Below are 12,616 nucleotides of genomic sequence, written 5' to 3' on the forward strand. Positions count from 1 at the left end.
GGACGCAGGTTGAGCGAACGAACGATGCGGTCAAAGACTGCGGCCTCGGGACGCTGCGCGCCCGAGGCCGCGTCCACACACGAGCGCAGGTGTTTCTCGCGCTGTGTCTCCGTCTCGTCGTCGCTATCACCAACTACGAACGAGGAGATAATCCAGGAAGCACCGTGATCACGGTGTGAGAACTATTCTATGACGATCTCGTTACGGGGTTTCCAACTCGAATATCTCGACAACCAATCTCGGATATCAGTCTCTGCGGTGTGTTTGCTCGGTAACGGCATATCCAGAGTCAATCGACGTTCAGTGTTAGTCGCGTATGTTGCCACACACGCCTGAGAAATTGCGGATGGCTCCTCCCATGTTTGAGTAGTTCCGTCTTCACTCTTACCTGCCACTCGGACGACATCGTCTTCAATAGTCCCGCTGAGTTCCTCCATGAGTTCCTCCAACAGATAATCGAATAGTTCGTGCTGCGGGAGTGGTATCACAACGGAGGGGTACCATTCGAGAACTTCAGGATCAAATGATACTAGCACCTCCTCCGCATCAGCGAACAAGGCCTGTACGGTGTCTTCTGGCGGATTACGTGATATCGGTGGGTTAGCTTGTTCTGGAACACTCAAGCGATAGAGCTTCTGATAGGGTGCATCCTCATCTTCAGTCAACTGCCGGTCAAGCATCGTGAATGTCCAGCCTTTGTTTCGAAGCACCTGACTTTGCGTGAAGAGTTTCTTCACTACGCCGGGATTCACAAGCGGCTCAAACGAACGATCCGAGTATCCAATTCTCCCAACGTCTGGATGGGAGGCCGTCCAGCCGTAGAGTTTAGCTTCTTCGATGATGTCTTCAGCCTGAACCGCACCAAGGTTCTGAGCTAGCCCAACCTGCTTCGATTTCTGCGCAGCCTTTTTTGATTGGGCTTCTGCATCGGCGGCAATAGCTTCCCCCGATTTCGTCGACTCACCCATCGCGACATCCTGAACTTCACTTTCCAGACCTTCAAGAATCGGGCGGAGAGGTCCAACGGCTTGTTCGAAGAGGTTGATACGCTCTCCGAGAGCCTCGTAGATCTCCTCATCAATTGTATCCTTATAAATATAATTCCAGATTATCACCTTCTTGTTCTTCTGCCCAATCCGGTCAATACGACCTATTCGTTGCTCTACCTTCTGTGGATTCCATGGCAAATCATAATTGATGAGCGCGTCGCACGCCTGTAGGTTGAGTCCTTCACTGGCAGAATCTGTACAGACAAGAATAGATAGATCACCCCCGGGGTCAGTAAATTCACGTTTTACACGCTCCTTCGATACACTTTGCCACATCTCATTGGTTGAGTTGTATATCTCACCTCCGTTGCCAGAATATGTACCGACATTTGGATGGCTAAGGCTGACTTTTCTCTTGATCGCGTCTAGAGTGTCCTTGTACTGAGTGAAGATGATAACAGTATCTCGAGCTAATGAACTGAGATTGTTCAGATCCTGCATCAATTGCTCCAACTTGGGGTCCTCAGGGACATCATAGAGTTGCGCGATGAAATCTTCCAACTCGCTCAATTCGAATCGGCGAACCTGTTCCCCGGTTGAACCAGTTGCTCCAATTTCGTCAATAGTTATTCCATACTCGCGTCGAAGAACCTCTTCCCGGTCAGCAATCGCTCCTGTTTGAAAATCAGTAACAGAAACGTCAGAAACATCATTGAAATCGGACTGAAGATTACTGCGACGCCGCTGCAGTGATTGATCAACTGCAAAGAGACTTGATGTGAGACGTTGTCGATAGGTCGTCATTACGAACCCAACGGCGGTCTTTTCCTTTCCCTCCAGCAACTTTTTCGAAAGGTCGTATACATCGTCGATATACGTCTTGATCCGGTCGTAGAGTGGTTTCGCGTCTCCAAGTTTGACTAGGTGGGTCTCCACCTCTCGCTTAGGAATGTTCTTATCAAGGAGACCTGCTCGCTTGCACATACGGAGGGTCTGCCGGGTGTTCCGAAACACGCGGGATTTGACTGGAGTTGTCTCTTCCCCGAGAGAAAGGAGAAATTGAAGGCCATCGACTGAAAGTTCGGAGAATTTGTCTTCCCAGTCGCGGGTGCCGAGTTTCCCGGTCCCAAGTACTCGGTTGAGTCGCCGCCGTTCGCTTAACGAGAAACCACTACTATCGATTCGCTCGTCTACCCATTCAGCAACGTCGTTGTGTGTTTGTACGAAGGACTGAACCATCCCAGCCCACGTGCGAAGATGTGTGAGACCCTCATAGGGCTCAAGCTTCCATTTCGAGGCGAGGTCGGGAAGTATTTCTTCAACGGTTTTCGACCCGTCAGCACCGATTTCAGTGAGTGCTTCGCTGAGATCCTGCTGCATCTCGAAATAGGTATCAAACGACTCGCGATCGTTCCATCCTTTTGGAAGATCGCATAGTCTGAGAAGGTCGAACAGTTCCGTTATCTTGAGTTGCATCGGCGTCGCGGTCAACACGTAATTGCACGCCGTGTCGTTCTGCAATTCTGTGAGGAGATCGTAGAGATTCGTTCCCTCGCGACCGTGGTGGGCCTCATCGACGAGCGTCAAGTCCCATTCGAAGCTACTCTTCTGTAGGTCCTCCGGATGTTTCTCCTGTTTGTGAATGCTTGGTGAGAACATCCCCATGTTCTGGATACGCCGGGCGGTGTGCCACGAAGCGAGAATTACCGTCGGCTCGTCCCGGTCGGAGACGAACTCGCCGATATGTGAGTCGTTCCACGCGTCAATAGTCTCGTACTCAGAAAGCGAGTGCTCGATACCGTAAGCATCTCGCAGGACGCGCTGTGAGCCGCTGTACTCGTAGGAGTAAGCGTTGATGTTGAACTTTTCCAGTAACTCTTCTTGCCACTGTGGCTGGACTGTGGCGGGGACGAGCAACAGGGCGTCGCTCACCTCACCGATAGTGAGGAGACGCGAAAGAGTGAGCCCGGCCTCAATGGTCTTCCCGAGGCCGACCTCGTCACAGAACAGAAGGCTCTCGGGGTAGATACTCGCTGCCGTGTCGGCAATGACACGCTGGTGAGGCCACGGATCAATCGAACTGATATCCTCGGCGATGTGGAGTGCACCAGGGAGGAGTTCACGCTCGTTGGCGATGCGGGTAACTGTCGCTTCGGAGGCAGGCGGCTCACTCGACTCCTTCAGGCGTTCGACGTGTTCTTCCATCTTCTCGTCGGATTCGGGCTGCCAGTCGAGGATATCCTGCTCAATGGCCTCGTCGATGTCCGTGACCTCGACATCCTCGTGCCCCTCGTTCCAGAGTCGTTCGAAGGTCGCCAAGTCCTCCTCAACGTACTTGTTTTCGACCTCGTCCCACGAGCGGTGGACTTTGAATCGCTCGTAGTTGCGGTACCACGCGTTGTACGTCTCGTTGATGCTCCCCTCGAACGTGATTCGGTTCCCCTCGGCGTCGGTCGCGATACCGAGCTTGGGATGGAAGATTCCCGAATCGGAGTTGTTCCGTGGTTCAGCAATTTTGAGTTGGAGACGTTCTTCATCCATCATCTGGGCGATGAGTGCGAGCCGTGATTCGCCTGCCTCCGAGAGGGGAGCGTCGTCGGTGAGAACTGGTTTGTTCTCTTGGCTCAACTGTTTTGAGGCGATGATTCGGATTTCTCCGTCAGATTCGAACGCGGACTCGATTCCTTGCAGCGCGTCAGCGAGGTTCTGAAGGCTCAGGTAGCCGGCGAGGCGGTCGTATTGCACAGTCTCAGAAAGCATTGGACGGTAAAACGACCCGACAAGAGTGTCTGTACCTCTGAACTCGCTCTCATATATGCGATTCCAAGTGTAATCTCGGAGGGCCATTCAAATGGTCAGAAGTCCTGTAAGGTAGTTCGCTCTTGCTCTTCTTCGTGATCGCTGCTCAGAAACTCCATGGAGATATCTAGTAGTTCACCTGTATCTCCTGACGATAGATTGATGAGCAGCTCATGGTCAGGATGGTCATTCGGAAGGACCTGAATGAGACTCTTGACCGTTCGCTTGAACCAGGGAGCGTTTTGCAAGTCGCGTTCTTGAAGCCAGTTCCAAGCGTAATCTCCACCCTTCGTATCGAGGACATTCAAAGCGGCATGAACCGCATCTATGTCGTTGCTGAATGACTCTTCACGCGGATCTACTGGATAGGCTCTCTTCCTCCGTTTCTCACCTGCTTCAAGAGCGGTGAAGTCACGCACACGGTAATCTTCCCCCTTCAGGAGGAGTTTGTCTCCACTTTTACCCCAAATTTTCGTATCTTGTTTAATTTCGTCTATTTGAACACCAACACCTAAGCCAAGTTGGCGGGCTTCATCATAGGGGATATTCTCTGTCTCGTAGACCAGCCACGATAGGATGTACCATTTGGTCAAAGCATCAACATCATCAATACTGTCTTCTAGTTCGCGTTCAATCAGAACCTCAGTCACCGCAGCACGTGCTTCTTCCAGCGCTTGTTTCGGACGAACTGGGTTGTCATGTTTATCGACAACAGGGTACTCTTCCGTGAATACCCTTAGAGTTGGACCGAACGCCCCGATTATGACATCGGTCTTGGTGAGGTTGAGATTCGAGTTCAGCAACTTTGTCGCCTTCTCTCTGGCTGCGTTTCTTGTCCGTTCGCGGATATCACTCCATAGTGTCGGCTGACGTGATTCTTTCTGAGGATTAGCTGGCTTCCGGCAGGTGAGAAGAAGTGATGAGTCAGCCGAAGACTGGCCCTGAACACCGATTCTGCTCGGGGTTTCACTAGAAATCGTGTGAGTTGCGGTAATAGTGAAGCTAGAGTCCATTATCGACATAGTCAGCGAATCCCATGCCCCAATCTCTTTGTCAGTAAAATAGATTGTTATTACTCCGCCGGGTTCAAGAACTCGGTAAGCTTCGGAGAAGATGCTTCGCATGCGGTCCTCATAGCGCTGTCGAGGTGTGGTGTCCCCCAACACCTCTTCGCCGAGGCCGGGGTTTTCTACTGCCTCGTCTTCCTTGTTGGTCTCTGTAGAACTGAACTTGTCCGGGAACACGTCGTTCAGATACTGACGCTGCCATACGTAGAAGGCATCAGATATCTCTGAATAGATGATGTTATCTCCATATGGTGGATCAATAACTACTGCTTGGACAGAATCGTCTTCCACAGGCAGGTTCCCAGCATCCCCTTGGTTAATTGAAATAAGATCTTCCTGTTCTTTGGAGACGGTGGGGTAATATCCTACCACTTTCTCGTAGAAATTCAACACGTTGCTTGTCCAACTCTCGTAAGACTTCCCGCCGGAGAGCATGTTGCTCTCTCCGAAGTGCCACTGGAACGAGAAGTTATTATTTCCAAGCATATTGTCAACAAAGCCTCGATTGGCTCGGATTGGAGTCAGCCGCGAATTATGGTTAATTTGTCTCGTTCCAATAAGAGTCAACAATACCAGAATCGCTTCAGCGGTTTCATCATTGTATTCTTCCCGTATCTCAGGTTTAACGTCGTCAAAAGCGTTGAGATAGGCTGCATGGGCTAAGAGTTGGCGCGGTGTATACAGGTCTCGCCATTTGGTGATTCCGTAAGGACCTGCTCGGTCATAATAACCAATATATCGATCCTCTTGAAGCAGGGTACTAAGCTGCAAGTTGTTGTTTACACGATCCTCTGCTGCCTCAATAGCCTCAAAATCATCCTGCGTAGGTGAGTGATACTTCGTCCCATTGACTTTGTCTACGAACTTGATTGCGCACACCTCAAATTCGAACTCTCCATTCTGAAATTTGGAGACTAGACCATCCCTTTCCGTAACGACTCCACAATGGAGACACTCTGCATCGCCCCCGTCAACAGTCCCCTCGCTCGGATCGAAATCCATTGAGTCGTCAATTTCGACGACCTTGTACGTGAGTTCGTCATCCTTGTAAACCGGCTGAACCGCGTATCCTCCACTTCCTCGGTCATCTTTATTGAACCACCACTGGTCAGAGAGAGGGAAACGACCGCCGCAGCTGGGACACTCGATACTGTACGTCCTGAAGTAGTAGTTTGGCTCTATCCCATTCCGAGATGGGAAGTATTCTGAGAGTTCTTCTCGAACTGCTGAATTGACGCGTTTCGCCCATTCTTGGACCTCCGACTCAAGCGAGCCTTCCGTCCTTGCGTACTGTAGAATTACCTTGTTCAGTACCCATGCGACTGGGTTCAGCTCGTTGGATATAGTCGGGAGTCCGTACCGTGAGGACTCAAACGGTATCGTGCCACCACCAGCTGTCGGGTCTATAACCGTCGGGAGGTCGCCGCCCCACGTCTCACGAAGAGTTTCATGTAGCCTACTTAGTTCGTCATCCGACGGAATCCTCTTATGAGCGTATGAGTAACCGAAATGGTCCTCAATAGACCCTTCTCGTTCGGTTTTCGTAGATTCTTTTCTCAATATATAGTCAACGATTGACCCGTCAATCTGCTCCTTTGGGCCTACGCACATCAACTTAAGCAAATCATCATCAGTGATGTCTGGAGGCAACAACGACGAGAGAATCGCTAACCTAGTAGTCACCGTAGGTCTCCTCGCGAACCATTTGAAAATGCGTCGGTGAGGAGACATCGTTTCGCTATAAGATTCTTTTACACTCTCAATGCCCGCCACGGTAGACGGAATAGGTTCTTCAATTTTCAGCGGCGTCAACTGAATCTCGGAGTCTGATTTTTCATGATTCATTGTAATTTAGTTCACGTGGTCGGAGAGGAGCACTCGGAGCGCTTTCACACCGTTCGGACTGGATGGAGATCGGCACTTCGCGTGCCAGTAGTAACACTCCTCTAGACTTATTCGGGCGATGCTGTCTGCGACGGTAGTCAGCTTCTCGTACTTCTGGAGGCGCTTCATCGCGAGGAACGCAATAGTCAGTCGAATCCCGCTACTCTCAGAGAGTACGACCGAGCCCTCCCCCCGCATCACGAAGCCAGGGTCAATCCCGCTGTCGTTCAGCACGTCACGAACCAGCCGGTAGACGGCCTGCTGCCGGCTGTCGGACAGGGTCGTGATTTTTAGGGCGCACCAATCGTTCCACTGCCAGTCGTTGGGTGCGCGGGCTGAGGGAGCCCCGACTTTGGAGAGGTCGAGGACGCCAGTCGAATCTTCCTGCACGTTCGGAATCGCGTCCGTGATGCTGGTCCTCGTGAGCTTCCGGTTGCTGTTCGCTCGACTGAACCGCTTCTGGCGTCCATCTGCAAGGTCTTCGGGAATCAGTTCGTACAGCGTGAGGCCAGCGTCGTCGCCCAGCCGACGCGTCAAGGTGAATGTCGGTCGGCCGCCGTATATGCTGCTGCCGTAGGCGAACGACTCTGCCTCGATGCTCATGCGCTCACCTCTTCACTTTGCTCCGACGCCTCCTTCACAACTCCTGAGACCACCAGTTCAACGTTGTTAATCCCACCAAGGCTTTCAAGCGCTTCCTGTAGCACGTTGAGCGTAGCCTCACGGGTGTTGTCTTCTATCGACTCCGTGTCGATAATCAAGACAGCCTCACCTTCGGAGTCTCCACCAGCGCTGATGAAGCTCTCCGGGATGTGGTTCGTTCCGAAGTGGTCGGCAAACTCGGTCGCAGACCCCTCGAAACCTGCCTCGAAGACGCTGGCAGAGGTGTCGGTTCCTTGTGCGACGTATTCGAACACGATGGAGGTAGCTTCCCCGATGGTATCTAAGTCTTTGAGCTTGTTTGAGATGAACCACGCTTTTTCCCAGACTTGGTCACCCTCCAGTTCGATTTCGATGGAATCGACCTCAACGACGATCTTGTTACTGGACACGTCGTAGTTGTCCCGCAAACTCATCTTCTTCTGGTCGATAGCACCGTTCACGTCCGAGAACGCGCCCTTGATTGCACTCGGCGAGTCCGTGCCGACGTTGAACGACAGCTCGGAACGCTGCGGCGGGCTGGTGCCGCCATTAGTCCCACTACCGCTAGTTCCTCCACCCGTGCCACCAGTACCACCTGCGCTCCCACTGTCAGAGCCACCTTCCTCCTCAATCTCCTCGGGGAAGTCAAGGTCGTGCTCAGCAAGTAGCTTTTCGGCGTCACCGTAAACGACGTGGTTCTCGCCAATCAGAACACTCGACATCGGGAGGTCCGTCGACATCTGTTCGGCCTCGGAGAACGTTTTCTCACCTTCCGCGGTGTTCACGGTCATACCCCCCGAGCAATACCCCTCGCCAGCCGTGTCGTCCCAGAACACGTACGTCGTCATATCACTCGTCGTCACGGCCCGAATGGTTGCTCGAAGCGGTCTTGGGTCGAGGAGGATACGGATATCCGTCCGCTTCGCGACGAGCTTGCGGATATTCAGCGTCGTCATCGAATCCGGATCTGACTGCCAGATACGGTTCCGGAACCACGCCGTCCCGAGTGCGCCTTCGTCCTGCGTGATGAGCTTGTCGAGGCTTGCGAGATTCTCGAAGACGATGTCGTGGAGGTCGGAGCTATCGTTGACGGAATCGATTGTCTCATTCGACAGCCTGCCAGAGTTCGGGTAGTAGAGATGCCGGTAGGACTTTCGAACGGATTCACCGAGGAGTGCGGATTCCTTTTGAAGACGCTCGTCGAGGTCGTCACGCTGAGCGCTGTTAAGTTCGGCCTCCCATGCATCTCCGTTGAGAATCCGCTCCATCGCTTTCACCCGCTGGGCGTGCTTGAGCGCGCCGTCCGTCTCTTGTTCGCCAGCAGAGAGAAATACTATATTATTTCGGTAGACACGTTTTTTCTCCGAACCCGGCGAATTGCCCGTCTTACTCGCCAACGTCTGGAGTAGCTCAGGCGGGTTGTCGAGATTGCTCGTGACGGTCACCGCGTCGAATCCCATCACACAGAGTCGAACCGTGTCATAGTCATCCGGAACCTCATAGGGCGCCTGCGGGTCGTATATCGTCTCGAAGACTCCACCGCCGAGCGCACTTCGGATGGTCTGTTCGAGGCGGTTACGAGCGACTCCAGACTCGATTTGCTGCGCTTCGTTGGTGATGAGCCTCGAGATTTTTGGCTCTCCCTTGAATCGGAGAAGACCGTTCTCCGTCTCATATAGGAAGAATGCCTCTGTATCCGGGTTCGATCCTGTCTCGTTCAGGTTTTTCAGGGCGTCACGATAGTGGTCAATGTCCACTCCGGGCTCTAGAATCATCTCCCAGAGTTTTCGTCGGGTTACACCACGACCACGGTTTCCACCAGAGACGATGCTCTTCCAGAGGATACTCGTTCCGAGGTAGGTTGCGATTGGTGGATGCCCCATCGACGTCCAGTTCTCGTCTTCGTATTGGCAGGCAGATTTGCCGTCATTGGTGTAGACATCCGATTTCGAGGCCGTACGAAGATCCTGCTCGATGTGCTCGAAGAGGTCAAGGAGTGTTGACCACACATGATCGTCCGAGGGATGCATATCGAACGTCCGAACGAAGTGGCGACCCTCGTTCGTACTGTGGTCCTTCCAGATCCGGTAGACCGCTCGAGAGACAAGTTTGAGTGCGCCACGAGTACGCTGAAAGCTCGGCAGAGTGTCGATTTCCTTCCCGAGAAGATCGATGAGTGTCGGGTGGAAGGGATATGTCCGTTCGAGTTGCTCTCGAAACTCTGCTTTCGTGACTCTATCCGGAAGTTCGTCCTCAAATGTCCGGTAGTAGGCCTGGTATTCCCCAGCTACCTCAGCAGCTATACCTTCATCAACTGACTCAAAAAGACGGTGACGGAGAACCGCAGCTACTTCGTCATCCTCGGTGGGCGTGACGGAATGCTCCGTCCGTTCAGAGATTTTATCGAGGTCGGCGATGAGCTCCTGTACGTCCTGTGCTCGGTCTTCAAAAGCGGTCGAAGACACCGACAGGATGATTGTTACTGCGTCGGTATTTTGGCTGGCTCGCATTAGAGACCACAGGAACGAATTTGTCTGGTCGGCAAGCGTGGAGTCTTCTACTCCGACTGCAGCCGCCTGCTCGAAGTACTGCGCAACTTCGTCAATCAGCACAAGGCCGGGATCATCAAGCAGATCGAACAGTTCGGCAATGTCTGCCTCTCCAGGAGCGATACGCTGATCATCGTAACCACTAAACAGAGCGTATCCATTCGCTCCTGCTAACTGATAAGCGATCTCGCCCCACATAGTTTGCGTGTCAGGAGCGGTGTCGTCCCCTTTGTTGCACTTCGTATCCGACGCGCTGACATACCCACCTTCGAAGACAGCAGTCTTGACTGAGAGCTCGGTTGTGAGTTCCTTGAGAGTCTCACGGGTTTCCTCATCCGTAATATACTGGGTGAGATCCTCGATAGCTTCTGGATGTCGTGATAAATGATACGCAGCGATTTGAGAGTGGGTTTTCCCGCCACCGAATACAGTATCAAGCGATAGAAGACCGTCCTCGCCGCTGTACTCTCCAGTTTCCCTCCCTACATACCGTTTGGCGAGTAACGTCAAGAGAGTCTGGAGGCCATCGGTAGCGTACGTTTTCGAGAAAAAGGTGTCTGGATCAGCATAGATGTCCGGTGCTTCGTCTTTGAACGCGACATCAGAGAGCTTTGCAGCGAATTCGTTTTCAGATAAGGTTCCTTCCAATACGTCATCATGCGGAGAGCACGATTCAAAGAGCGTTGGAATCTCTGGACCCATCGATAATAGTAGATGTCTTTGGAGGGGTTATAATGGTTTGTACCCAGCGACATGTGTGAGTAGAAGGGGTAGTCCGGCTTAATCAGGGTGTCCAGAAGGTACTCCTTTCTGACCCCTGTCCAGAGCCCCGGCTGTTGATAGACTCTCCCACTCCCTTCCCAGAAGTCCCGCTAACTGAGTATCGCCCTCAGAACCGCAAATTGACGGATGAAACTCCTGCATCCGTGATATCTGCGTTCCAACTGGGCAGTCAGAAGGATCGTCTGACGAATCAGCTGGTTCAATAGAATTATCGCAGCGGCCATCCCTCAACTGACGCGAGGGGATGTGGACGAAGAGTCGAGAGTCGTTAGTGACCTGCCTCAAGCTCGGTACCGATTTGCATCTCTTCGAGTTTGTCGCTGACAGTGTCGAGTTTCTCGTCGATGTCTGTAACGAACTCGCTTGCCTGGTCGGTTGCGATTGCACCGTTATTCGTCGGTTCGATCAGCTGTTCTTCTTCAAGCACCCGCAGCGAGTAGCGCACTTCGTGGTGTTCGTATCCCGTTTCGTTCGACATCCTCACGATGCCGATGGGTCCGTTCTCAAGAACCAGCTCTAACACTCGGAAGTGCCGTGATAGCATATCGGCCTCTTGTTCCAGTCTATCTATCATAATGTACAAATCACGTATTGATGAAGGTTAACTCTTATTGCCGTCTTTTGACTCTCTGACCGTGGTGAAGTCTGTCCCTGAATCCCTGCTTCGCTCACCTAGTCTCCGCAATCAGCCATCTCAGCCGCTTTCTGACTGTGTCTCGAACGAACTCGCCGGCGAGAACTCGGTTAGTTCTTCGATCTCCTGCTCCAAGCGTTCGACTTCCTGACGCAGGACATCTGCCTCGGGATCGTCGCTGACCGCCAGCCGGTCTTTCAGCCCCTGCAGGCGCGTCTCCTTGCGCTCTTCGTCCACCTCGGCTTTGCGCACGTACTCGCTCTCGGAGACATCATAGACGTCCTTCTCGGACACTGGGACAACATCCAGCGCTTCCTCGACCTTGCTCCGGTCGACACCGAGCAGTTGCTCGCGGTCGATGCCAGTCTCTTCGAACGCGTCGAGCACTTTCTCGTCATCTTTGAGCGAGCGATTCCGCCGCGTCGTTCGCTGGACAGAGCCATACTGACCGTGCAGCGGTCGGTCGTGCCCGACGCGCTCTAAAAGGACATCGGTCACATCCTTACGGAGGTCGTTGGCGTTGCGCTGGACGTCTGACAGTAACGTATAGAGGTTGACCAGCACGGGCGTCTCGACGTCATCGAGAGCGGCCATGTCCTCGCGTTCGAGCGCATCGATCAACAGCAGCATATCCGCATAGACGTCGATATCCGGCTCCTCGCGTTTGTTGTCCTGTTCGTCGTCCGCGCCTGCGCTCATTGACAAGTGCGGTGCATCGTCCAGCACGGCGCTCTCATCTGCCTCGTCGAGTTCGGTCAGCGTGCTCTCGCGTTCGTCGAGCACGTAGCGCGGATGGAGTCCAAGCACCGCCGCGTACGGTTCGGCTTTCGGCGGCAGCCGGGAGAGCTCGAAGCTATCGATAGCCTCGCGTGTGTGCTCGGTGAGCGCTTCGAACTGCTCGCGTTGCAACGGCTGCGAGTCACCCGAATCGACGTCTTCGATGATGATGCGCTGGTCCTGGACGTCGGTGATGCGGAATCGCTTCGAAGCCAGCGGTGTGATCAGCGTCGCCTCGTCGGGCAGGTCCTCACAGCGTTCGGTCAGCGTCCCCCACGTCGCAGCGAACGGGATGGCCATGTTCACTTTCAGAGAGCGGACGTGAAAACACCCGTGGGAGACACACCGGATTTCGAGTGACAATCACGGCTCCGTAGCGCGGTTCAGTCCGTGCCTCACGTCGGTGTGGGAGGGGCACGATACACGGTGAAACCGCCTCCGCAGGTCATGACTCAATCTCATAGAACGCGATCTCGCTTGAGTCGCATCTCG

6 protein-coding genes and 1 pseudogene are annotated in these 12,616 nt (G+C 53.3%); 1 reads left to right on the plus strand and 6 read right to left on the minus strand.

All coding sequences use genetic code 11. The annotated features are described in order from the left end of the window. Window positions 1–179, plus strand: a pseudogene (locus ACQUQO_RS12600) (IS5/IS1182 family transposase); the annotation flags it as partial. Between the two features lie 3 nt (window positions 180–182). Here ACQUQO_RS12600 and ACQUQO_RS12605 read toward each other — a convergent pair. The 6 genes from ACQUQO_RS12605 to ACQUQO_RS12630 all read right to left on the minus strand — a co-directional run bounded on the left by ACQUQO_RS12605 (window position 183) and on the right by ACQUQO_RS12630 (window position 12,424). Then, entirely contained in the window at window positions 183–3,836 is a 3,654-nt protein-coding gene (locus ACQUQO_RS12605; RefSeq protein ID WP_435078373.1) for a DEAD/DEAH box helicase, read from the minus strand. A gap of 8 nt (window positions 3,837–3,844) precedes the next feature. Continuing rightward, window positions 3,845–6,667, minus strand: a complete 2,823-nt coding sequence (locus ACQUQO_RS12610; protein WP_435078374.1) for a DUF1156 domain-containing protein — start codon at window positions 6,665–6,667, stop codon at window positions 3,845–3,847. A 39-nt stretch (window positions 6,668–6,706) separates the two neighbouring features. After that, window positions 6,707–7,342 (minus strand): DUF7680 family protein, encoded by a 636-nt coding sequence (locus tag ACQUQO_RS12615; protein ID WP_435078375.1) that lies wholly within the window; start codon window positions 7,340–7,342, stop codon window positions 6,707–6,709. Next, window positions 7,339–10,632, minus strand: a complete 3,294-nt coding sequence (locus ACQUQO_RS12620; RefSeq protein WP_435078376.1) for an ATP-binding protein — start codon at window positions 10,630–10,632, stop codon at window positions 7,339–7,341. Before ACQUQO_RS12620 ends, ACQUQO_RS12615 begins: the two co-directional genes overlap by 4 nt. A gap of 349 nt (window positions 10,633–10,981) precedes the next feature. Beyond that, window positions 10,982–11,287: a hypothetical protein gene (locus ACQUQO_RS12625; protein WP_435078377.1), complete on the minus strand. Its 306-nt coding sequence runs from the start codon at window positions 11,285–11,287 to the stop codon at window positions 10,982–10,984. A gap of 120 nt (window positions 11,288–11,407) precedes the next feature. After that, window positions 11,408–12,424: a hypothetical protein gene (locus ACQUQO_RS12630; RefSeq protein WP_435078378.1), complete on the minus strand. Its 1,017-nt coding sequence runs from the start codon at window positions 12,422–12,424 to the stop codon at window positions 11,408–11,410. Between the last annotated feature and the right edge of the window lie 192 nt (window positions 12,425–12,616).

Source organism: Halococcus sp. AFM35 (assembly GCF_051195015.1).
Lineage (GTDB): Archaea > Halobacteriota > Halobacteria > Halobacteriales > Halococcaceae > Halococcus.